This is a genomic window from Fannyhessea sp., assembly GCF_986145555.1.
The window spans coordinates 63,764-87,420 of record NZ_CFRCNA010000002.1; the positions used below are offsets into that span (position 1 = coordinate 63,764).

Here is a 23,657-nt window from a genome sequence, read left to right on the forward strand (position 1 = left end):
GCAATCTATGACACTATTTCTCTAATAAAAACGATAAATCCAGGCGTATCGGATAAGATTCTTCCGAACCTAGTTTGGGGATTTGTGCAATTGTGAACGAATCATCTCCTAAAAATTGTTTTATTTTTTCAAGATACTGTTTTTTAAACGCTTGAGGATCACGAGGCATCTTTTCAATCCAAGCACGAAGCTGATCATTTTGAGATAGGCCTGCTTTATGTAAGACATATTGAGAATTGACGCGTACAGGTTTGAGAAGACGAAGATCCACAGGCTCAAACCCAAAACTTGTTATGACTTCACCGAGCTTATGCTTTAACCACATGCCAACCTTAGAATTTCCAGAGAAACTTAAACTTCTAAAAACTCCATCAGTTATTGAACCTATGTGATCATAGAGTGACCCATAATTTTCAAGCAAATCAGCCCAAAGTGTGCAAAGCGAGCTTAGTATGGGAGACGCGAGCGGAAGATCCAACTTTTTTACTTCTTCTGCTGTTCTTTTAAGTACAGCATTTTGTGAATCAGTAGCGTCAGGGACAAGCGCAGCTGCCGAAAGCGCTATACCGCCAGGTAATTGAGCTGAACTAGTAAAAGAAGAAACTAGATTATCTGGTGCTTTAAGTTCAGAAGAACGAATGACAAATGCAACACATCCATATGCACCAGGCGGACACAAATGAGGCCGTCCTGTTCCTATAAGTGCTAAAGCCTTATCAAACGCAGTTGCTGTAGTTTCGGCTTGATCTTGTATTTTTTTCTGAACTTCTTCAGCTTTTTCTTGCGCTTTTGCATAAGCACGCGCGGCCTGTTGAAATGTCTTCCAATAATATTCAAATCCATTATTAATATTCGTGGATGCCGATGCTACTTTTCCCATAATAGACATATCTATCGCATCGGTTGAACTACTTTTTGCAACTCCTTGTTCAATTTCTTGTAGACTTACATAACAAGCAGGTGAGGTATTCATATACTCAATTGAACAATGCGCCACTAACTTCCCATCCTCATATGATGCAGGCCATAGCTTTTTGGTATAAAGATCACATCCTCTTACAGAATCTGCATTATGAGGCAATTCAGGCAAATTAAAGAGGTTTTCGTCATTTTGGCAGGAAACGGCTGAGATTTTGTCATACGCATATGAATAGAATTGCTTGCGAGCACAAGATCGGCAATATTCATCCCAACTCAAATTTTTAGGAACTTCCATGCTTTGACGTTGCGCATAATAAGATTCTGCACGTTGTCTTGCAAGCTCAAACTCCCATTCGTCATATGAATACATACGATTATAAGATCCATCCAAATACGCTAAATCAGCTGCACGACTTCTCATACAATGCGGATTATCCACGCAATCTGCCTGATATGCCCTCAATTTGTTTTCACTCATCTCATTTTCTAAGGCTTCTAATTCCTTTGATTGATCATGCAACTGTTTTCCAGCGTTATTGAGATCTTTAGAATCAACGCTTACCGTCAAAGCTGGATATGAACTTTTAGAAACAAATGGATATGGAACTGCAAGTCCAACATAAGGACATGTTTCGCTGCTATTGGCATACGCGCATGAAAGTGAATTGTACGCAATAAGAGCAGGTAAAGCTTGCTCAAATTTTTGAATTCCAGCATAAGCGCTTTTTGCAAAACGTTGCCGTGCCAAAAATACTTGCGTCCCCACATCAAGCAAAGGCGGTGAAAATGCATTTAAAATCGGCACTGCCGCAGCAACCAATCCAACAGCGTATACAAGCATCCCTACTAATCCCAAACTTAAAACAAAGGCATCCAAGACATGCACAATCGTTACAAACGAGGAGACACAGTTTGAACCCGCAAGTGCTGTGGCATCGGCAACTTCTTGAATGTCTGCAGCTCTACTTGAAATCCAGTGAAGCGTTGCCAGTGAAAAAATAAGCGAAAGTGTTACCAACAGTACACACGCAAGGCTTGTGGTTGTATATCCCTTCCTATCCGCAATAAATATACTCAACGGCGAAACATGTGTATGCGATTCAATTCCAAATTTGCATCCATTCGTCATATGAACCTCCTAACCAGGAAGATTGATACGCCTGTTTAACATGAGCGCGAAGTATTAAACCATGCTCATCTTTTTCATGAAACGTTTCGAGAAACTCTTTCCATAAAGGTAATGGTGTTACATGCCCAGTTATAGATACTTCCACTTCATGCTCATCACGAGATATTTCAATCACCCAATCCGACTCGTCACCGGTGTGAAACATGTCCAAACGTGGGAGCGCTTCTAGTCTGCGTAGGGCAAAACCCTGACAATCTTTATAAGATCCATCAAAATCAGTAGCTGCTACGCGTGCCGTTTCTGCTGCCGTTCTCTGCATAACCGATAAACTGAAAGAAAGAATGATAGGTTGCAACAACAATGCGCACAACACAAAAATTATGGGCAAAAGCGCAGCAGCTTCAACCGTTGATTGTCCTTGGCGTTGGCGGACATAGCCATAAAACCTGCTAATAAAGAAGGATATCCTGTACATCACCAATCACTCCTTGAGCAGTTGTATGAGACGAAGCATCGATCGATCTTTGTAAAAGATCTTTGTTAGCCCATGCATGCCAGAGAGCACTCAGCGCAAGGATCATTGATAGAAAAGCAACCGTTATCAAAACATATTCCAAACTCCCCTGACCACAACGACTCTGTATATGTTTGAATATCCAGCAACCAGAAAACAAACGCCGAAGAGATTTATGCAACTTCACAAACAAAACCCAACACGAAGCAATCTCATTTGTAATACCTTTTAGAAAGCTCATATATATACCTCTGCTTTCCACATAACGCATTAAGATGTCTTAAGCACAGACACACATTACTCCGTGTTTTGCTGTGCTTGCTCGCTCCATTGCTCATAGCGCATACGTAACCTCGTTACCTTGCATCCTTTAGAAAACACATCCGTTTGCACACGGCATACATCTATCCATTCATGGTGTTGAATAATACACATCCACATGTGACCCAGCAGATCAAAATAACCGCTTTTAACTAATTTACATGCGGATTTATTCCTATATGTAGTAAGTACGCAGCGTATCACCTGAGAAATCGAACTTTCGCAGGTTAAAGTCGTTTGAAAATCATCCTTAATAAAATTTTCGATAGCAACTTGATCATCCACACTTATCGCGTTGTTTATAGCAATTGTTTGTGAGTCATTTTGCTGATTTTCCAAAGACAAATGTGTAGGTGGCTCAGGGACTTGTGAGGCACTATCACTCGATTCGTCAAATCCTTCTACATCAGATTGACTCTGGCTTTCAGAAGAGATGCTTGGACAAAGTACAACAAACCATATAAAAGGTGCTATCCAGGTTACAATTACCAAAACTAGCACTACTGCAACATAGCGTTTAAGCATAAAAGGAAAGCTGACGGGTTGATATTTTACATGTCTGTGCATAATACACGCTTATAATTGATCAATACCGTTTTTGATTGCATCCCACAATTCTTGTATCTTCCCTTTAAAGGAAATGATAGCCAAAATAGCTATGACAACAAGAACACCAACCAAGATGGCGTATTCAGTTGTACCTTGACCCGACGTATCAACACAAAACGTTGCAAGACGGCACTGCATATTTTTATACAGGCGTTGCGTAAAGGCATGAAGTTTATAAAACATATGCGTCCTTTCAGTTCAATATCAACGTATATTCAACTTGATTCAAAAGCTTTCAGCTGCTGCCCAAGCCTATACGGCAGAAGCAAGAAGCGGCCCCATAATCGAAATAAGCATAGCTGGCACGATAAGTACACCCATAGGAATGAGCATTTTAACTGGTATTTTTTCAATCTCTTCTTCCAATTCAAAGCGCTGGGCATCTCGAATACTTTGTGCCTGGTCCGTTAAAACTCCAACTAAAGGCGATCCACATTCAAGCGCTTGTATAACCGTGGAAGTAAAACGCGTGAGAGCATCAATATGTAAATCGTCAGCAATATCTTGTAAAGCAGCTCGCCTAGAAATAACGCCCAATCTATATTGCAGCAATTGACGCCGAAATAATTCTGCAAGAACACCGCTATAATGCGTGCAATATAAATCCAATGAGGCTTCAAAAGAAAGACCTGATGAAAGACCCAAAGTTATAACATCAAGTAAGGTAGGAAGTTCCTGCAAGCACATCATGCGGTTCCTTTTCTTCGTAAGCATTACATAATATTGATGAATTCAGGGGAAATCAAAAATTTTAGTTTTTATATCACGGATCAAAGCTGGAACAAAAAACGAAGAAACCCTGCTCGCACGTGCGGTATCCATATAATGAGGCCGCGTTCTTAAAAGAATACTGCAACCCAAAAATATCAAGAGTCCGCTTTGCATCATTGAAATTAAGCCGTTAGATATCATGGAATGCCCCTTTCAGAAGTGAGCGAATAATCATCAATGCAATAAAATCTAAAAAAGCTGCAATACCTAAAGAAATGAGTCCAGCAGGTCGCGTAATTCCTTTTTGAAAATCTAGGGAAATACACGATAGAACAGATATAAGTACCAAAGGCAAACTTGAAACAACTCGTATGCTTAAACGTGCTTGTGCAGTTTTTACAGACAGTAATTTTTTAAACTTTTCCTGCTGTTCTACAAGCTGCGCCGACTGCCTAAAAAGTGATTTCAACGGTGCACCTGTTCGCTGGGATATAAATAGTGCCGTAATCAAAAACTTCACACCGGGAGCTTGCAGGGTATGAGCCATATCATTAAGTACCTCTGATATTGAACTACCACAGCGCAACTTGAGAGAGGCCTTTTGAAAAGCTTTTCCTGCTTCTCCCGGTTGATGTTGTCCCACATATGCAATAGCTTGTGAAAATGTTTGTCCGGCTGCAAGTGCCATACCAAGCATTCTAAAAATATCAGGCATATCATGGCATAATGTGGTCTTTTGAAGCTGCTCAAGACGATGAGCAAACATGGGGCAAGCACATACGCAACACGCTGCACATAACAGCATTGCCGCGAATGAACGCGAAAATAGCAATACTGAAATAAGCATTACAACAAACAAAATAAGTGTTACAGCACATGCATCTTCTACACGGAGCGTATATCCAAGTTTTCGGAAACGAGCCTGCACATACATAGCAATTGTTCTAAACGTTTTATAAGACAAAAGAAAGCGTATAAGAGGAGTTCGAGAGATAAATTTACACAGCGCATACGCAAGTTTTTGCATTTGTAAGTATACGAGTGTTTTAGAAGAAAGAGCCGTGCTAGGAAGTACTATCATACAGCCGCTAAAAACCAACAAGGCATTTAAGCAGCACAAACTTGCTGTTTCCATGCATTAACCTCCTCTTTTTTAACCAGTTTTGCTAAAACAAGATGCGACAAAAAGCTAGGCTCTTTAACTAACGACCACTCGGCATGAACTTGATCAAAGGAAACACATTCAGTAAGCCGAACATGACCTGATGAACCCTGAGAAACTTCAGAAAGCGAGGTCACAAAGCGTTTCCCTGATTCAATACGCACCGACATAACTAACAAATCAAGCGCTGATGCAATCTGTTCTTCAATGATATTTGCAGGTAAATCCATTCCAAATCTCGCCATAAGAACCAAGCGCAATATAGCCTCTTCTGCAGTACCTGCATGAAGTGTGGTAAGAGAGCCATCGTGACCAGTATTCATTGCCTGAAGCATATCAATTGTTTCGCTGCCTCTGCACTCCCCTACAACAATACGATCGGGTCTCATACGTAATGCATTTTTTACAAGGTCTCGAATAGTTATTTCTCCCGTTCCTTCAATCGATGCATCTTGTGCCTCAAGATGCACAACATCAGGATGAGAATCAAACTTTAATTCCGCAGAATCTTCTATTGTCACAATACGCTCTGATTTACTAATCTCGCATGAAAGTGCATTTAAAAGTGTTGTTTTCCCCGATCCAGTTCCACCGGCAACAGCTATATCTTGTCGATATAAAACCGCCCATTTAAGAAGCTGTGCGTACCACGCAGGAAGAGATCCAAGGTTTACCAACTGATCCAGCGACGTAATTCTATTGGAAAATTTTCTAATCGTTACACTAGGTCCGTTAAGCGCAACAGATTCAAAAACAGCATTTACACGATCTCCATTAGCCAGTCGTGCATTAACAATGGGGCTACTCCTATCAAGCCTTCGTCCCAAGGGAGACAAAATCCTATCAATAATCATCATGATTTGCTCAGAGCTCTCAAACATGGCAGACGCTTCATGCAAGCAACCATCTTTTTCGTAGAAAAGTGAGTCACAACCGTTAATCATAATTTCGGTTACACACGGATCATCAAGCAAGCTTTGAATTGGACCCAATCCACAAATGGTATCGCTTACTCCACGTATTAACTGTTCATAATCATGCTCTGGAACATCACTAAACATCTCAGTGTGCAAAAGGTCACGACATGCAACATCAATTTCCTCTTTAAGACGCGCGGTATCGTAAGACTGCATCATCGTTGCAATCGTTGAGAGGCCTAATCTATCCACCAATGCTTCTTGAAGGCGCTTTCTTCGTTTTGCATGAAAAGAGTCATAAAAATCTGATTTTGGCTTGCGAGGTGCATTTCCTCTATAGCTCGATTGTTCTTTAGGCTCTAAAGCACGTATACGTTCCAAAAGCGACATTTACATCGCCTCTTTATGGCGATTAAAAAATGCAAGATGTAATTTTCGACCCTTAATTGAATTTTTCGCAGAAGCTGGTGCATACGCCTCAGTTGAATTTGAAGGTTTTAATGCTAAATCGTGAATAAACTCTGTTAGCATAGCCTGAACTGATTTTACATAAGCATTACGTACTTGTATGAGTTCTCTCACATGTCCAGTTGCAAGAAGTTCATGTATATCCATACCTCCATCTACAATTTTATATGCTTGAGCACCCTCTAAACCTATTTCGCTACGTCCAAAATCTATGTCAAATCGATTGTGAGGATTACTAAAATTGTCTACCCTACAAATCCTTGTACGCGGTACACCAAGCCTTACTGCTAAAGCAGCCGTTTTTGCAAGCGCAGAAATTGCATCGGGTAAATCATCGTGAACAATTGCAACACGTGTGCTCGCTTGCACCACTTGCGCTACAGCATCGGTAAACGTGGTAGAAGTATCTGCAAAAACCAGATCAAAGTTTTGCGTTACATACCTTAAAATCGCACCAATATGAGGAGAAATTGTCTCAGCCATTTCAGGCTTTTCGCATGGACCCCATAAAAAACATGCATCATCTATAAGCGTGGCACTCTTTGCAATCAGGTCATCACACATAACATCATGCGATATACGACTTAAATCATAAGGTCGTTTAACGCCAAAACAAAATGCAAGATTTCCGCCCGATAAATCAAAATCAAGAAGAGCAATCTTAAAACCCATATCTCGAGCCAGTTCAGCGCATGTAGCAACCAAAGCTGTTTTACCCATACCTCCTCTCCCAGAAACAAAGCTAATAATAGGAGCAGCTCCAAGTTCAGAAGATGTTGCGGTTTGTGTCTGTTGCGACGCAGACACAGAGGAAAACGCTATAGGCTCTGCAGCTGATGTAGCTGCTGGCAAACTCGCGGACGATGTAGGAACTACAGGTTTCCGCGGCATTGGTACAAAAGCACACGTTTGATCTACCTGATTTACATAATGATCCTCATCATGCACATCATTCACACAGCGCGCTTGTTGCACCTGATTGATATCTTTATTGAGCCGTTGATTTGGATTCAGCGTTTCTTTAAAAATATCATCGTCATCTATATCAAGCATATCTTGAGAATTATCTTTCAATAAACGTTGATTATCAGTAGATAAACAGGCATCTGTTGCTGCAACAAACGACTTACCTGTTGAAGACGACATCTCATGAGAGGCCTTTACGAGTGCTGAAAACTGTGAAAGTAACGTCTGTAAATTCTGATATACCTCATCATAGGTAATTGTTTCAGAATGAGTTACTTCTTCAGAATTCAACATCCTGGACGAAGCTTGAGACACAGCATTTGATTGTGGTAAGGACACGTGCTCATACGTGCTTATTTGTGTATTACTTTGCTCCTCAGCACAAACGGCGCTCCCAATATCCCAGACATCGTGAATCCCTGCTTGTAAGGCACGCGATCGCAAAGACCCCGAGATACAACGTCCCACCAGCACAACACGAGCGCATCCATCCATAACAAGTGCTGCGGCTAGATTTACATCTGAAACGCCACTTGCCGTCAAGCCAACCATAACCGCACACGAAGTTAAGTTTTGCATCCGCACATAATTGCGCAGCTGGAGTCCATCGTCAAAATAATGTGAGATCGTTGTATGCTCCATATGTTGAAGGGTCTGTACCATCAATAACCTATTTTGTGGAGCACAACAAGCAATCCAGGTATAAGTCATAATCATTCACCTCACAGAAAGATTTTTACAGCACGTGCACAATGTATTAATGTGTTGCACGTATTTCGCTTAAAACGGACCTTGCACAATTACAATTACGTATGTTTTGATTCATTTATCACTTGTACTGATGAAGCCGTATCATTCTTTTTCAAACCACCCTCAGAACTTTTTTGCGCATGATCTTTTTCTTTTTGGGAATCATCTTTACGAATCGCGCTATTCGGAGGAATTTCTTTTGTATGGTCGCTCTCTACTTGTTGTGAATCGTCTTTGAGGTCTTGTACATCTTGTGCAGGAATTACCAATCTTAAACTTTGAGTGGCCGCAGCTGATAGCACGCGCGTGACATCTGTGGGGTATACCGCCAGCACCAATTGTGCAGGAATATTTTGTGCTGGTTGAGCTTCCTTTACACATAGTGCAATCATATCTTTGGTAATAAGATGCGTAGTTTTGTTGTTAGTTTCGTATCCAAGTACCTGAGTGCGAGGAGTAATATGCAGTCCTATACCAAGTCTTTCGTTCATAGGTAAACTTAGAGCAACTCTGCCATTAGGAATTACAAGTTCGTCATCCGATTCTGTAAAATGCATGGTTGAAAGGGGTACATTTTCGCCTACTGCAACTTTGACTTCCTTACCTATCACGTCATCGCTGCTTAAATACGCATCTTTTGGAGCCAAGTCCGAAACCCAGTCACGCACAACTATGTCCTCTGCTTTAATCGTGTCACCAATTTGCAAGGGATGAGTAGTAACAACAAGACGTACTACATCTCCACCGTATGAAGCAATTGCATCATCACGAGCTTTTTGTGCATCACTACGCACAGATTGTGCATAAGAAAAACTGGTATACATAGCCAAAAGCGCACACAACACAGCGCACAACAAACGAAATTTTAACGACATCGTCCACCTCCTCGCACGAAATATTACGAGGACATACTCTCACAAAATATCGAACGATAACGCGAGAATACGAAAAGAGGCATGCACAAAACGTGCAGGTAACATGCCTAATTTCTAGTAGAAATTGCACAAATGTGCTAAGGAAAAGCCTTTATAAATAGCTTGAAGAAATCTACTTTAAAAGACGAGTTGGTTCCTTGGATGTTCTAAAACCTAAATAGAAATAGCAATAATGAACTATGCAGAAAAATATGGAAGGGGCGCAAAAAACAAAAATGATAATTATCAAAGTTGTCGGTTGTGAAGATAATGTGATGGATACCGTGTGATATTGTGGCGTAATACTGCGCTGCGATGGCGTGACGTTAGCTCTGTAATACTGCGATGCAAGGACGTGGTGTTTGCGCTGTAATACTGCGTTGCGACGGTCGTGATGGATGAGCTGCGAGGCAACAGCGTACAAAAATACAACCATGCCTTAAATATATCGATGAGAAATATCCTTATCAAGCATATGAGCAGATGAATTCATTTCGTCTAAAAGCGCAACATATATATCAATAGATCCAGAAAAAACTTGCCGCGAAGATTCAAGCGCGCGAACAGCACATCCAGGCTCTTTTTTATGAGAACAATTTCTAAATTTACAATGTTCAACCGCCGCGGTTAAAAGCGGAAACGTTTGAGCCAAACCTGCCTCATGACCCATAAGCGGCAAAGTTCGCAGTCCCGGACAATCAATAATACATCCAGCAGATGGAAGGGCAATCATTTGACGCGAAACGGTGGTGTGACGTCCACTATCGTCCTTTGAACGTGTAGAGCCAACGCGCTGAACGGGGCGTTTAAGAAGAAGATTAAGCAGACTAGATTTCCCAGCGCCCGACTCACCTAGAAGCATTGCGCAGGATTTTTTTCCAACCAGCTGCAAAATCTCAGACGCACCCCAATGAACGCCATGCTCAGCTGCAAACTCTTTATAAGGCACTGCGTTGTCCATAAAATGCAAATCTTGCGAAGAGACAACAATTTCAATCTGATTGGCTAATAACGCGCATAGGGTCATAAGCGCATCTTTATATTGAGAAAGACCAACACGATCAACTTTTGTGCAAACAACAGCACACGAACATCCACAGTCTTGCGCAATCACGGCCGTTCTCACAATACGCGCCAAATCCAAACCTGCGCGCGTAAACGGTTGAACAAGCAAAACTGTATCAACGTGAGTGGCTAAAACCTGCATTTGTGCGCGGGAATCGCCTCTCCAACGACTTACCGTATGAACGCGCGGCAAAATTTTGTACATAATGCCCATTGCGTGATTATAAGGTATTCCCACGATAAGCCAGTCACCAACAACAACATTTTTTTCTGACTTCGACTTTGTCAACAGCGCAGAAAACTCGCAGCGAATAGTTGCTGTTTTGGTACAGATTAGCGGAAATCCTCTATCAAGGCTTATACATTTACCCAAAAATAACGTATCTTCAGCAACATGATGCTCGCTGCAAAGAGTACGAATTTCGCACGCAGCTGCTTCGCGAATAGCAGGCGATACAAAAAAGTCGTTAAAGCTTGGAAAGAAAGTTGCAAGACCTGCGGTAGACGAAGGGCTCTCAACACTTATGCCAGTATCATCATCTACAAAAGCATCAGATGAAACGACTGATTTGACGCTTTGTGTTTCCTCATCATGTAATGCATGCGCTCCACACGCATCAACACAAGCCTTCTGATGAACCTTCTTGGCAACCTTATGCTTTAACGACTTCATACGCATCCAAATCTTAAAGCAAAAACGTTATGCACATACGCGCTGTCCGCGGCGTGCAAACCATTTTTCGGTTTCAACAATTGGGATAATAAGCGCAGCTAAAATAAGGGCAACCGCATATTCTTCCCAACCGATTTCGGCAAAGTTAAAAGCTTGCGCAAGTGGTGTTTCGATAACCAGATAGGTAAGCAACAATGCAAACACAAAGGCACCCCACAACCACATATTTTGCTTCTTAAGCGTAAAAATGGATTGATGCATACTACGCATATTAAGCGAATGGAACATCTCAACCATTGAAAGCGTCAAAAATGCCATGGTCATTCCATGAATGCCTGCGCTTGGATCCTGAAGAACCTGAGATATATCCATAGTGCCAAATTCAAGATAATGACCAATAAAATAACTAATGAGTGTAAGAACAGAAATCGCAATACCTTGAAACATAATATCAACGCCAACGCCACCTGCAAAAATACCATCTTTGGCACTACGAGGCTTGCGTTTCATGATACCTGGCTCGGCACCTTCGGTTGCCATTGCAAGAGCTGGCAGCGAATCGGTAATAAGGTTAATCCAAAGCAAGTGCGTTGGTTCCAAAATGGTAAAGCCAATAAATGAAGCAACAAAAACCGAAATAACTTCAGCAAGATTGGAAGAAAGTAAAAATTGAATACATTTGCGAATGTTATCGTAAATACGTCTTCCCTCTCGGCACGCATTAATGATGGTAGAAAAATTATCATCAGCAAGTACCATGTCAGCAACATTTTTAGTAACATCGGTACCCGTTATACCCATACCAATACCAATATCTGCACGTTTAATAGAAGGTGCATCATTGACACCATCGCCTGTCATTGCAACAACTTTTTGCTTATGCTTCCACGCACTTACAATACGAACCTTATGCTCGGGCTGAACACGAGCATACACGCCATATGATTCAATAGTTGCGTCGAGCTCTTCATCACTAAGAGCATCTAATTGAGCACCGGTAAGCGCTTCTTTGCGAGAAGAAATAATGCCTAATTGTTGAGCAATAGCGCACGCTGTGTCAATATGGTCTCCCGTAATCATAACAACACGTATACCAGCAGATTTTGCCTCGTCTATAGACGATTTAACTTCGGGACGAACAGGATCGATCATACCCGAAAGTCCTACAAAACACATGTCGTGCTCAAGATATGCACCATCAAACGACTCTGGACATCTACTGCCCCAATCACGGCGCGCAGACGCAATCACGCGAAGTGCTTTATTAGCAAGTTTCTTATTTTGTTCGATAACATATGCTTTTAATTCGTCAGTAAACGGCACAATGCCCGTTTCGGAAAGATACGTGGTACAGTGCGACAAAATAACATCAGGTGCGCCCTTGGTATGCTGCATATATGATCCGTTATTATTCACCACAACCGACATCATTTTACGGCTTGAATCAAAGGGAGCTTCACCAACACGCGGACGTGTTTGTTTAAGATATGACGTGGTAAATTCATTTTTGGCAGCGTCACTTACCAGCGCAGCTTCGGTAGGCTCACCTTGAGCTGTATTTGTTGCGTCATCCCACACGGCATCGCTTGCGAGCGCCATGGTGCGCAAATGTGCTGTTAAATTACCTGTTACACGCTCAACAACCGTCATCTTGTTTTGTGTAAGAGTTCCCGTTTTGTCGCTACAAATTACTTGCGTGCAACCAAGCGTTTCTACTGCAGAAAGCTGACGAATAATTGCATGCTTTTTACTCATCTTAGTTACACCGATAGACAAAACGATGGTTACAACCGCAGCAAGACCTTCGGGGATAGCGGCTACTGCCAAAGAAACCGCAACCATAAATGTGTTCAATACAAGTTCAATATTAGATAAAAATTCAAACCCATGTTTAATAAGCGAAACAGCAAAAATAATCGCGCAAATTGCAACAACCCATACCGTTAACTTGTGCGAAAGCTCGGTTAACTTCTTTTGAAGAGGTGTTTGTTCGTCTTGAACACTGCTTAACGCATGAGCAATCTTGCCCATTTCTGTTTTCATACCTGTTGCTACAACACATCCGCGACCTCTACCATAAACTACCGTTGAACCCATGTAGCACATATTTTTACGGTCGGCTAAAGGCACGTCTTTTTCAGACGCTCCAAGATGTAACATATCTATGACTTTAGATACCGGGACCGACTCTCCCGTAAGCGCTGCTTCCTCAATTTTGAGTGAAGCACTTTCTAAAATACGACAGTCGGCGCCAACTGCATCTCCTGCCTCAAAGACGATAATATCGCCAGGAACAAGCTGAGATGAAGGTACACTTTGGAGCGAACCGTCGCGCATAACTTTACTTTGCGCGGCAGTCATCTCTTGTAAAGCCGCAAGTGCCTCCTCGGCTTTAAGCTCTTGTACAACACCTAAGAACGAGTTAAGAATAACCACAAACATGATAATAACTACGTCGGCATAATCACCTTCGCCGTTATAGATACCTACTATAAGCGATATAACAGCCGCAATAATAAGCATGATAACCATGGGGTCTGCCATCTGCGCAAAAAATCGTTTCACGATAGAATCTTTTTGCGCTTCATCAAGCTTGTTGAGGCCGTATTCGTCCAACAACTTGGATGCTTGCGCCGAAGACAAACCATCTTTTTCGTGAGTATGAAGGCTACTTAAGACTTCATCTGCGGATTCAAGATATTCTTTCACAAAATCCTCCTGGGATAATTTTGTTTGATACATTGATTCCCGATTATAATTCCCCAGGAGCTGAGGCAAGGGCTCACCAACGTAACCAAAACTTCTGTACGTATGAAATTATCTTAGCGTATTTGACCTATTTCTCGAAAAAATTAACGGCTTACTTACAAAATTTGAACGCATTAAAATTTTGAACACTATAAACGCCCTATAAACGCCCTATAAACGCACTATAAACGATGTTTCATACACGAATTGGCTCATCTTACCATAACAAAAAGCCCCGTAAACATAGGTTTACAGGGCTATCGAATGCGAGTAGCTTAAAAGCACATAAAGAGCTTAATGCACGTGTTTACTCTTCGTACGACTTAGGCTCGCGACCATAATAAGCGTCCAAGTAGAGATTCTTCATCTCGTTGATCAAAGGATAACGTGGGTTGCTTACCGTACATTGGTCGTTAAATGCCTGCTCAGACATCTCGTCAAGTGTGTCGAGGAAGTATTTCTCGTCTACATTGTATTCTGCAATGGTCTTCTTTACGCCAATGTGATCAAGAATTGATTGAACTTTGGCAATAAATTTCTCAAAGACTTCATCGTCGTTAGCGCCCGTGATACCGCAATAACGTGCCATTTCGCAATAACGAGCTTTAGCATGAGGATACTCATATTGAGGGAACGTACCCATACGCGTTGGTTTTTCGGCTGCGTTATAGCGCATAACACGAGTAAGCAAAACACCATTTGCCCAACCATGAGGAATGTGATGGAAAGCACCAAGCTTATGAGCCATTGAGTGAACCATACCCAAGAATGCATTAGAGAATGCAAGACCTGCGATACAAGAAGCATTTGCCATCTTGTCGCGAGCATATACATTGTTAGGTTCATCGTAAGCAGTTTCAAGATTCTCAAAAATAAGCTTGAGACCCTTTAAGCTCATAGCTTGCGTATAGTCAGAAGCCATGGTTGAAACATATGACTCAAGGCAGTGCGTCATTGCATCGGCACCAGAAGCAGAGGTTAAGCCCTTAGGCTGAGTCATCATGTTGTCGGTATCAACAATTGCCATATTAGGCATCAATTGGTAATCGGCAATAGGCCATTTAACACCAGTGTCTTTATCGGTGATAATTGCATAAGGAGAAACCTCAGAACCAGTACCAGAAGACGTTGGAATAGCAACAAAGTATGCTTTACGACCCATTGCAGGGAATTCGTATACACGTTTACGAATATCCATAAAGTCAGCTGACATGTGCTCAAACTTTTCTTCAGGATTCTCGTACATAAACCAAATGATCTTACCGCAGTCCATAGCAGAACCGCCACCAATAGAAAGAATAACATCAGGTTCAAAAGCACGAAGTTGAGCCAAGCCTTCGCGTGCAGATTGAAGCGAAGGATCTGGTGCTACATTCCAGAAGCACGAATGAACAATGCCAAGGCTGTCCAGCGTGTCTTCAATAGTTTTGGTAAAGCCACTCTTGTAAAGGAATTGGTCGGTGATAAGGAATGCACGCTTCTTGTGGAGCACGTACTTAAGCTCTTTAAGAGCTTCTGGCATGCAGCCCTTCTTGAAGTACACCTTATCAGGAGTTTTGAGCCAAAGCATGTTTTCGCGGCGCTCAGCCACAGATTTAATGTTAAGCAAGTTCATCACTCCTACGTTTCCGCATACAGAGTTTCCACCCCAAGATCCGCAACCAAGTGTTAATGATGGTGTAAGCATAAAGTTGTAGATGTCGCCAATACCACCTTGTGCAGCAGGAGTATTAATAAGAATACGGCAGGTTTTCATAGCTTGCTCGTATTTTGCCATCTTCTCTTTTTCATTAGTGTTAATGAACAAAGATGCAGTATGACCATAACCACCTTCGGCGATCAAACGCTCGCCCATTTTAATAGCGGTGTCAAAGTCTTTTGCATGATACATTCCCAAAACTGGTGAAAGTTTCTCGTGTGACCAAGGTTCCTCAGGCTCAACCGAGGTAACCTCTGCCATAAGAATCTTAGTGGAAGCAGGAACTTTAACCCCTGCCATCTCGGCAATAACAGGTGCAGGTTTACCAACAATCTTAGGATTGATGTTTCCGTTAACAATAACGGTATTTCCTACCTTTTTAATGTCGTCGCCTTCAAGGAAGAAGCAGCCACGACGAGCAAACTCTGCCTTTGCTTGATCATAAACCTTATCGCAGACGATAACGTTATTCTCGGAAGCACAAATCATGCCGTAGTCAAAGACTTTAGAGTGAATAATTGAGTTAACAGACATTAAAATGTCAGCAGTTTCATCAATAATTGCAGGATTGTTACCAGGTCCTACACCAAGAGCTGGTTTTCCTGAGCTATATGCAGCAGCAACCATGCCCGGACCACCTGTTGCCAAAATGGTATCGGCTTCGTGCATAAGAGTATTAGTAAGCTCGATAGAAGGCTTATCAACCCAGCAAATAATGTCGCGTGGAAGTCCCGCTTTTTCTGCAGCGTCACGCACAATACGAGCTGCTTGAATGGTTGATGCTTTTGCGCGGGGGTGAGGAGAAATCAAAATAGCATTGCGAGTTTTTAAGCACAGCAGTGACTTAAAAATAGCCGTAGAAGTTGGGTTTGTTGTTGGAATAACAGCAGCTACGATACCAATAGGCTCGGCAATCTTTTTTAAGCCGTATGCTTTATCCTCAAAAATGGTACCACAAGTCTTGGTGTGACGATATGCGTTATAAATATATTCAGCAGCAAAGTGATTCTTTATAACCTTATCTTCAACAAGACCCATGCCCGTTTCTTTTACCGCAGCTTGTGCCAAAGGAATACGAGCCTCGTTTGCTGCCATAGCAGCCTCAAAGAAAATCTTGTCAACTTGTTCTTGCGTAAATGTTGCAAAAACTTTTTGAGCTTTACGCATCTTCTTCAGCTGAGCCTCTAAAGACTCTACGCTGTCGATTAACGTATCACAATCGTTTGATGATGCGGTTTTTTGCATCTCGTCGGATTGCTTTGGATCACACACCGGCGTGTCATGTTTAGTCATAACCCCTCCATAACGTAGTCCATATAAACTCGGCGGATAAGCAACGAGTTTATCCAAAATGTTTTCATTTACATAAAAACTATTCCGACTTATATATTTGCAGATTAGTGGGTATAAAAGTTCGACAATTTCATTTTTTGTGGCAATTATGAGTATTTCTTATAGGATGTCTATTCTTTACTGGTCATATACCACTCAATTTTGAGCTTGCAACGCGTGATACATAATGAGTTATACACTCATACATACACAGCCTTATGAAGATTAGATGAAGGAATCTTGAGACAGATAGCCTTATCCACAAAAAACATATGAATATATAAACATGTAACCATACCCACGCCTCTGTACACACATGTCTATACATCAAAGGTGCTATAAGTACTTCAATTAAAACTAAAAACCGCATAACCTAGAGAGTTTGTGCAAAGCTTATATAAGTGTAGGTTTTACATCAGCTAACAGGTACTATGTTTACATATGAAAATACAGTTATGTATGAAATCTCAAACCATAAATAGCTGCATTTTAACCGTACATAAGCATATGTAGTTACCTATAAAGGAGTTATTTATGACAGAAGCTATACGTAAAGTAAATGTTATCGGTCACCTTCATCCTGATACTGACAGCATTTGTTCTGCAATGGCATATGCATATCTTAAAAATCAAACCGGCACCACGCAGTATGAAGCGCGACGTGCGGGTACGGTAAGTCGCGAAACGGCATTTGCGCTCAAGCATTTTGGTTTTGAAGAGCCAGCACTTATTACCTCTGTTGCTCCTCAAATTAAAGATACCGATATTTCAAAACTTCCAGCTATTAGCTCTTCTACCAGTTTGTTTGCTGCATGGAGACTTATGAAAGAAATTGGAGCCGGAACGCTTTGTGTTATCGACGAAAAAAATATGCTTCAAGGTCTTATTGCCATTAAAGACATTGCTAATGCAAATATGGACATTTTAGACGACGAAGGTTTAACAAAAGCTGCCACCCCCGTTACCAACATTTTAACAACGCTTAATGCAAAGCTTCTTTGTGGTGACGAAAACGCAAGCTTAACCCAAGGTCATGTACGCGTTGGTACCTCTCCAGAAATGATGGACGGCATTATTGACGCCTGCGATGTAGTCTTAACAACCAACCGCTACGAAACCCAAAACTTTGCAGTAAGTGCAGGTGCTTCGTGCATTGTTATTTGCAACGGTGCATCTCCAAGCGACGTTGTACTTCAAAGCGCAAAAGAGCGTGGTTGCATTGTTATTACCACTTCTTATAATACCTATGCTGCTGCACGTCTTATCTCTATGGCAATTCCTGTGCGCGCCTGTATGCTTCCTGCCGAAAAGATCATTCGTTTCTCGGTAAACACCACCGTAGACGACGCTAAAAAGACTATCTCTCAAACGGGTCATCGTTTCTTCCCTGTTTTAGATGAAGACGGTTCATATGTTGGCGTTGTTGGTTCGGCTAACATGCTCAAAATCAAAAAGAAGCACGTTATTTTGGTTGATCACAACGAACGTTCACAAGCTGTTGACGGCCTTGAACAAGCCGAAATTATGGAGATCATCGACCACCACCGCATTGGCTCTATTGAAACTTCAAGCCCAGCACTGTTTCGTAACATGCCTGTTGGTTGTACCTCAACTATTATTTATGGCATGTATAAAGAAGCAGGCGTTGAAATTCCTAAGAACATCGCAGGTCTTATGTTATCTGCTATTATGTCCGATACCCTTGCGTTTAGATCACCTACCTGCACACATCTTGACGTTGATGCTGGTAAAGCATTAGCAGCCATTTGTGGCGAGGATATTCCAACCTACTCTGACGCCATGTTTGATGCAGGAGCCGATTTAACAGGCCGCACCGCGGAAGATGTCTTTAACGGTGACTTTAAAGTATTTTCACGAGGCAAAGCTCACTTTGGTGTTGGACAAGCAAGCTTTATGACCGAAAGCTCACGCAAAGCTGCAGAAGCATTGGTTGGACCTTATCTTAAAACTGGTGCTGAATCCTACGAACTTCCTATGGTCTTTTATATGTTTACCGACGTTAAAAGTAAAACAACCGAGATGATGTTCTGGGGCGAAGACGCCAGCGAAATTGCAACCATCGTTGAACAGGCTTTTGGCGCAAAACCTGTTGATGGCATAGCTGTTCTTAAAGGTGTTGTAAGCCGCAAGAAACAAATCATTCCACCGTTAATGTCACTTTTGCAAGATAGCGAGCACGAAAACTAATACAGAACCGCTGGTAAAAGCGCGCTGGTAAAGGAACACTGTTGTCAGCGTAATTGTCCAGATGTGTAAACTAAACACCCTCTTTCATGTGAAAGAGGGTGTTTTCATACACAAAGATTTTATCTTCTGAAAGCGTCTTATACGCGCGTCTTATACGAGCACCTAAATGCACACATACATACGGCGCCTAAAGCCTCTCAAAACCGCGCTTTTATGCACAAGGCTGAGCATACAGCCCAATAAGAGTCTCAAGCATATCGACCATTTTTTCAAGCTCGGGTACAGGAACAAACTCACGAACGCCATGCGCATTATAATAGCATGCCGATAAATTAGGAGCTGCAAATCCTCTAAAGGAAAGTTGCGCACCATCGGTACCTCCACGCATAGGAACAAATTTCATGGGAACACCTACTTTTTCGTAGGCTTTGCGCGCATTTTCGATAAGGTGTTTATTCTCGGGTTTAGTAACCACATCAGCCAAATTAAAATACTGATCTTTTATTTCAACGCTTAAGACAGAAGAACCATATTGACGATTAACAAATTGAGCAGCATCCAAGCACGTTTGTTTGCGTTTATCCATAATTTCTTTTGAATGATCGCGTAAAATGTAGCCTGCTTCGCCCTCTTCGCAACTGCTTTTAATATAGCTCAAATAATAAAAACCATCGTAGCCTTCGGTGTATTCAGGACGCTCTTGCGCAGGAATAAGCTGATGAAATTTCATAAGCGCCTCTGACGCATTAATGAGCGTACCCTTAGCCGTACCAGTATGAACGGACAAACCTTTTGCCTTTACGATAACCTCACTTGCGTTAAACGTTTCGTAGCAAAACTCACCTAAAGGTCCTCCGTCAATGGTATATCCAAACGTTGCGCCAAACTTCTTAAGGTCTAAAAGCGCAGCTCCATGCCCTATTTCTTCGTCAGGAACAAACGAAAGCGCAAGGCGTGGATGAGGAATTTCGGGATGTTCTTTAAGACGAGCAAGTAAAGAAACGATCATGGCATCTGCTGCTTTATCGTCACCACCCAAAAGCGATGTACCGTCTGCCGTGACTAAATCCCACCCAACCATATGCTCAAGTTGAGGATTAGTTTCGGGAGATACATACACTTCACGGCCATGACGATCATAACCAATGGTAAGTTTTCCGCCTTCGTAATGCTTAATTTGCGGATGAACGGGAGAACCATATGATTGCCACGCCGTATCAACGTGAGTACAAAAGCCCAGTGTTGGCAAGTCTTCGCAGCCTTTGGACGCAGGCCAAAATGCTGTTACATATGCATGTTCATCAAGCTCAACGTTTTCGGCACCAAGCTCTTTAAGTTCTGCGGCAATAACGCGCGATACATCAAACTGACTTTTGGTTGAGGGAACCTCTTGTGCATTAAAAGGATCCGATTGCGACGGAATGGCACAATATCTCATAAAACGATCAACTACATCACTCATCTGTTGTACTCCTTTACGTACTAGGTAGCTTCCTTAAACTGACACAATTTTTGGCATGTCTTATTTTGCACACGTGCTCGGCGTGAAAACGCGCTGTCTTAACTTGCACACAGTTTTTGATGTGCTTGCTCCAAACTTTTTGCAAAGCGCTGTTGCACCACATGACATGCGCATACATGGCCGGGCTCAATTTCCACCAAATCGGGCTCCTTTTGCGCACAAACACTTTGCGCAAGCGGGCACCGTGTATGAAACACACATCCAGAAGGCGGATTCACCGGACTTGGAACATCGCCTTGTAAAATTCGCTTATCTTGGATTCTCTCATGTGCAATGCGCGGAATAACATCCAATAATGCCTGCGTATATGGATGCAAAGGTCGAGAAAACAAGTCATTCTTAGAGCCGCGCTCCATAGTGTGGCCCAAATACATAACCATAACCGTATCGCTAATATGTTTTACAACAGACAGATCATGGCTGATGAAAATATAGGCAAGGCCAAGCTTTTTTTGCAATTCTTTGAGCAGGTTAATCACTTTTGCCTGAACAGATACGTCTAATGCCGATACAGGTTCATCGCAGATAATAAGCTTAGGCAACAAAATAATTGCACGTGCAATACCAATACGCTGGCGCTGACCGCCCGAAAACTCATGCGGATAACGGTTTTTATACGAAAGATCAAGTCCTACATGTTCCATCACGTCTTCTATCATGCGTTCACGCTCTTCGCGAGATGCATAGCTGTGCGCAATATCTATCGGCTCGGCAATAATATCAGCAACGGTCATACGAGGATTAAGTGAGCTGTATGGATCCTGAAAAATCAATTTCATGGACTTTCGAGCTTCGATAAGAGCATTTCCTTTAAGCGCTGTAAAATCGCAGCCGTTAAGCTCTACCGTTCCAGAAGTTGGATCACTTAAACGCAAAATGCACTTTCCTGTAGTTGATTTACCACAACCACTTTCACCTACAATTGCAAATGTCTCGCCTTTATGGACGTCAAACGACACATGCTCAAGCGCGTGAACATAACTTTTTTTACGCGAGAAAACCGAGGTTTTAACTGGATATCTTTTGGTCAGATTGCGAACCTTTAAAATAGGCGTTTTGTCATGCGATTGCTGATAGTCAAGCTTTTCTGCAGACGAAGGCTCTGGTGTACAAGTAGCAGACACGGACGCATCCACATTTTGGCTTTGGGTGTTACCTTGATGAATATGAGTGGTCATTATGCCTCACCCCATTCTTTTGAAAATTTCCAACAAGCAACTTCGTGAGTCGTTTCGCTGCGAGTATCGGACGCTTTTATTGCGGGGTCGTTTGCTTCGCAAGAAACAGGCGCATTAGATGCTTTAGCGTCTGTACGCACCATGTGCGGACGTTTTGTACGGCAAATGTCTTTTGCAAACGGACATCTTGGATGAAATGGGCAACCTTTTGGCATATCAGAAAGCATAGGAACACTTCCTTCAATAGCAAAAAGGGTATCCACAGAGGTATCAAGAGACGGAATAGAATTTATAAGTCCTGAGGTATACGGGTGCAAAGGATTGGTAAATAACTCGTACGCGCGCGTATATTCAACCTGATGACCTGCATACATAACCAAAACCCAATCGGCCATTTCGGACACAACACCCATATCGTGCGTAATAAGCATAATGGCGGTGTTAAGCTTGGTTTTCATATCATCAAGTAACTGTAAAATTTGTGCCTGAATTGTTACGTCCAAAGCCGTTGTTGGCTCATCGCAAATCAAAAGCTCGGGCTCACAAGCAAGGGCTTGCGCAATCATCACGCGCTGACGCATACCGCCTGACAACTCATGCGGATAACTCTTAAACACTTTTTGAGGAGCAGGTATTCCCACCAGCTCTAACATGTGCAAAGCGCGAAGATCCGCTTCTTTTTTACTAAGATTGCGATTATGCGCCAGAAGCGCTTCGCGAATTTGTTTTCCAGCACTCATAACGGGATTGAGCGAGGTCATGGGCTCTTGAAAAATCATGCTCATTCTTTTTCCGCGATACTGCGTAAGCTCTTTATGAGATAAGTGCGTAATGTCATGCCCATTAAAAGTAATAGAACCATGTGTAACGTGCGCTATGGGACGAGGCAAAAGCGACATAATCGAAAGCGCCGTCATCGATTTACCGCAACCGCTCTCCCCTACAACTGCCAAAGTTTCGCCACGACGCATGCCAAAACTTACATGGTTAAGAGCTAACAAGCTTCCCTGTTCAAGTTCAAGCGAAACATCAATATCTTGTACTTGCAAAAGATTTTGCGCATCGCACGAGGAGTCTGATTTCTGAGCAGCTTCCAAATCAACATCTGATGTTTGAGCAAGTTCTTTATCAGCACAAAGTGTAGTTTCGTTATGAGGGTTTTTGAGTTCACGTTTCATACTGACCTCTTATCGATTAAGTTTTGGATCAAGCGCGTCACGAAGAGCGTCACCTAACAGGTTAAAAGCCATAACCGTGATGATTATTGCGCACCCTGGAATAACGCTGTAATACGTATTGGATTGAATATAGGGTTGAGAAGAAGCAATCATTTGACCCCAGCTAGCCATAGGAGGCTGTACGCCCAAACCCAAAAATGAAAGCGTAGCTTCGGACAAAATAGCATTGGGGATACCCAGCGTAGAGACCACAATCAAGGTAGAAACACAGTTTGGCAAGAGGTGTTTCATAATAATGCGCCAACTTTTTCCGCCGCTTAAAATGCATGATTGAATATATTCAGAATTTTTAAGGCGCATCACATCACCTCTAATGAGGCGCGCGGTTGATGTCCACATCAGCAGACCCAACGCAATATAGAGGTTAATAAGGCCTGGTCCCATAACAAACATAATAAGAATTGCAAACAGCAAAAACGGAAACGAAGAAAAAACCTGTATAACAAACGAAATAGCAGCATCGGTTTGTCCACCAAAATAGCCAGCGCATACACCGGCAAAAAAGCCAAGCGCAAGGGCAATAATCTGAGAAATAATACCTACCGAAAGTGAAATGCGACATCCAAAAACAATGCGCGCAAAAATGTCGCGACCAAACTCGTCGGTACCAAA

18 protein-coding genes are annotated in these 23,657 nt (G+C 42.2%); 1 reads left to right on the forward strand and 17 read right to left on the reverse strand.

Annotated features, from left to right (window positions below):
* Positions 1–13: 13 nt before the first annotated feature.
* The 13 genes from AC5GD6_RS00895 to adhE form a co-directional block, all read right to left on the reverse strand.
* On the reverse strand, positions 14–2,050 hold the full coding sequence (locus AC5GD6_RS00895; RefSeq protein WP_491846035.1) for a beta-carotene 15,15'-monooxygenase: 2,037 nt from the start codon (positions 2,048–2,050) through the stop codon (positions 14–16).
* Positions 2,022–2,525, reverse strand: a complete 504-nt coding sequence (locus AC5GD6_RS00900; protein ID WP_491846036.1) for a TadE/TadG family type IV pilus assembly protein — start codon at positions 2,523–2,525, stop codon at positions 2,022–2,024. The genes AC5GD6_RS00895 and AC5GD6_RS00900 overlap by 29 nt, the downstream gene beginning before the upstream one ends.
* On the reverse strand, positions 2,500–2,805 hold the full coding sequence (locus tag AC5GD6_RS00905) for a hypothetical protein (protein ID WP_491846037.1): 306 nt from the start codon (positions 2,803–2,805) through the stop codon (positions 2,500–2,502). The genes AC5GD6_RS00900 and AC5GD6_RS00905 overlap by 26 nt, the downstream gene beginning before the upstream one ends.
* A gap of 56 nt (positions 2,806–2,861) precedes the next feature.
* Positions 2,862–3,452 (reverse strand): hypothetical protein, encoded by a 591-nt coding sequence (locus AC5GD6_RS00910; protein WP_491846038.1) that lies wholly within the window; start codon positions 3,450–3,452, stop codon positions 2,862–2,864.
* Between the two features lie 9 nt (positions 3,453–3,461).
* Positions 3,462–3,632: a peptidase gene (locus AC5GD6_RS00915; protein WP_491846050.1), complete on the reverse strand. Its 171-nt coding sequence runs from the start codon at positions 3,630–3,632 to the stop codon at positions 3,462–3,464.
* A 114-nt stretch (positions 3,633–3,746) separates the two neighbouring features.
* Positions 3,747–4,184 (reverse strand): type II secretion system F family protein, encoded by a 438-nt coding sequence (locus AC5GD6_RS00920; protein WP_491846039.1) that lies wholly within the window; start codon positions 4,182–4,184, stop codon positions 3,747–3,749.
* Positions 4,185–4,395: 211 nt separating this feature from the next.
* Positions 4,396–5,340, reverse strand: coding sequence for a type II secretion system F family protein (locus AC5GD6_RS00925; protein ID WP_491846040.1), 945 nt, complete (start codon positions 5,338–5,340; stop codon positions 4,396–4,398).
* Entirely contained in the window at positions 5,313–6,674 is a 1,362-nt protein-coding gene (locus AC5GD6_RS00930; protein ID WP_311430993.1) for a TadA family conjugal transfer-associated ATPase, read from the reverse strand. The genes AC5GD6_RS00925 and AC5GD6_RS00930 overlap by 28 nt, the downstream gene beginning before the upstream one ends.
* Positions 6,675–8,429 carry a CpaE/TadZ family protein gene (locus AC5GD6_RS00935; protein ID WP_491846041.1) on the reverse strand — a complete coding sequence of 585 codons (1,755 nt, stop codon included), beginning with the start codon at positions 8,427–8,429 and terminating at the stop codon, positions 6,675–6,677.
* A gap of 95 nt (positions 8,430–8,524) precedes the next feature.
* Positions 8,525–9,343, reverse strand: coding sequence for an SAF domain-containing protein (locus tag AC5GD6_RS00940; RefSeq protein WP_491846042.1), 819 nt, complete (start codon positions 9,341–9,343; stop codon positions 8,525–8,527).
* A gap of 478 nt (positions 9,344–9,821) precedes the next feature.
* Positions 9,822–11,120: a ribosome small subunit-dependent GTPase A gene (gene rsgA / locus AC5GD6_RS00945; protein WP_491846043.1), complete on the reverse strand. Its 1,299-nt coding sequence runs from the start codon at positions 11,118–11,120 to the stop codon at positions 9,822–9,824.
* A gap of 27 nt (positions 11,121–11,147) precedes the next feature.
* Positions 11,148–13,829, reverse strand: coding sequence for a cation-translocating P-type ATPase (locus AC5GD6_RS00950; RefSeq protein WP_491846044.1), 2,682 nt, complete (start codon positions 13,827–13,829; stop codon positions 11,148–11,150).
* A gap of 346 nt (positions 13,830–14,175) precedes the next feature.
* A complete protein-coding gene (adhE, locus tag AC5GD6_RS00955) occupies positions 14,176–16,812 on the reverse strand; it encodes a bifunctional acetaldehyde-CoA/alcohol dehydrogenase (protein ID WP_416454273.1) in 2,637 nt (878 codons plus the stop codon).
* Between the two features lie 621 nt (positions 16,813–17,433).
* On the opposite strand from adhE, the gene AC5GD6_RS00960 reads away from it, so the two are divergent.
* Positions 17,434–19,107 (forward strand): putative manganese-dependent inorganic diphosphatase, encoded by a 1,674-nt coding sequence (locus AC5GD6_RS00960; RefSeq protein WP_491846045.1) that lies wholly within the window; start codon positions 17,434–17,436, stop codon positions 19,105–19,107.
* 211 nt (positions 19,108–19,318) lie between these two features.
* Here AC5GD6_RS00960 and pepT read toward each other — a convergent pair whose 3' ends face one another.
* The 4 genes from pepT to AC5GD6_RS00980 form a co-directional block, all read right to left on the reverse strand.
* Positions 19,319–20,569 carry a peptidase T gene (pepT, locus tag AC5GD6_RS00965; protein WP_491846046.1) on the reverse strand — a complete coding sequence of 417 codons (1,251 nt, stop codon included), beginning with the start codon at positions 20,567–20,569 and terminating at the stop codon, positions 19,319–19,321.
* 98 nt (positions 20,570–20,667) lie between these two features.
* Entirely contained in the window at positions 20,668–21,807 is a 1,140-nt protein-coding gene (locus AC5GD6_RS00970; protein WP_491846047.1) for an ABC transporter ATP-binding protein, read from the reverse strand.
* A complete protein-coding gene (locus AC5GD6_RS00975; protein WP_491846048.1) occupies positions 21,807–22,985 on the reverse strand; it encodes an ABC transporter ATP-binding protein in 1,179 nt (392 codons plus the stop codon). Before AC5GD6_RS00975 ends, AC5GD6_RS00970 begins: the two co-directional genes overlap by 1 nt.
* A gap of 9 nt (positions 22,986–22,994) precedes the next feature.
* Positions 22,995–23,657 (reverse strand): ABC transporter permease (locus AC5GD6_RS00980; protein ID WP_491846049.1); only part of this gene is annotated, 663 nt, incomplete at its 5' end.

What these genes read in the sequence shown, in the direction of transcription:
- AC5GD6_RS00895 (WP_491846035.1), bottom strand. Translation starts at nt 2,050, where the DNA reads ATGACGAATGGATGCAAATTTGGAATTGAATCGCATACACATGTTTCG.
- AC5GD6_RS00900 (WP_491846036.1), bottom strand. Translation starts at nt 2,525, where the DNA reads ATGTACAGGATATCCTTCTTTATTAGCAGGTTTTATGGCTATGTCCGC.
- AC5GD6_RS00905 (WP_491846037.1), bottom strand. Translation starts at nt 2,805, where the DNA reads ATGAGCTTTCTAAAAGGTATTACAAATGAGATTGCTTCGTGTTGGGTT.
- AC5GD6_RS00910 (WP_491846038.1), bottom strand. Translation starts at nt 3,452, where the DNA reads ATGCACAGACATGTAAAATATCAACCCGTCAGCTTTCCTTTTATGCTT.
- AC5GD6_RS00915 (WP_491846050.1), bottom strand. Translation starts at nt 3,632, where the DNA reads ATGCAGTGCCGTCTTGCAACGTTTTGTGTTGATACGTCGGGTCAAGGT.
- AC5GD6_RS00920 (WP_491846039.1), bottom strand. Translation starts at nt 4,184, where the DNA reads ATGATGTGCTTGCAGGAACTTCCTACCTTACTTGATGTTATAACTTTG.
- AC5GD6_RS00925 (WP_491846040.1), bottom strand. Translation starts at nt 5,340, where the DNA reads ATGGAAACAGCAAGTTTGTGCTGCTTAAATGCCTTGTTGGTTTTTAGC.
- AC5GD6_RS00930 (WP_311430993.1), bottom strand. Translation starts at nt 6,674, where the DNA reads ATGTCGCTTTTGGAACGTATACGTGCTTTAGAGCCTAAAGAACAATCG.
- AC5GD6_RS00935 (WP_491846041.1), bottom strand. Translation starts at nt 8,429, where the DNA reads ATGACTTATACCTGGATTGCTTGTTGTGCTCCACAAAATAGGTTATTG.
- AC5GD6_RS00940 (WP_491846042.1), bottom strand. Translation starts at nt 9,343, where the DNA reads ATGTCGTTAAAATTTCGTTTGTTGTGCGCTGTGTTGTGTGCGCTTTTG.
- rsgA (WP_491846043.1), bottom strand. Translation starts at nt 11,120, where the DNA reads ATGAAGTCGTTAAAGCATAAGGTTGCCAAGAAGGTTCATCAGAAGGCT.
- adhE (WP_416454273.1), bottom strand. Translation starts at nt 16,812, where the DNA reads ATGCAAAAAACCGCATCATCAAACGATTGTGATACGTTAATCGACAGC.
- AC5GD6_RS00960 (WP_491846045.1), top strand. Translation starts at nt 17,434, where the DNA reads ATGACAGAAGCTATACGTAAAGTAAATGTTATCGGTCACCTTCATCCT.
- pepT (WP_491846046.1), bottom strand. Translation starts at nt 20,569, where the DNA reads ATGAGTGATGTAGTTGATCGTTTTATGAGATATTGTGCCATTCCGTCG.
- AC5GD6_RS00970 (WP_491846047.1), bottom strand. Translation starts at nt 21,807, where the DNA reads ATGACCACTCATATTCATCAAGGTAACACCCAAAGCCAAAATGTGGAT.
- AC5GD6_RS00975 (WP_491846048.1), bottom strand. Translation starts at nt 22,985, where the DNA reads ATGAAACGTGAACTCAAAAACCCTCATAACGAAACTACACTTTGTGCT.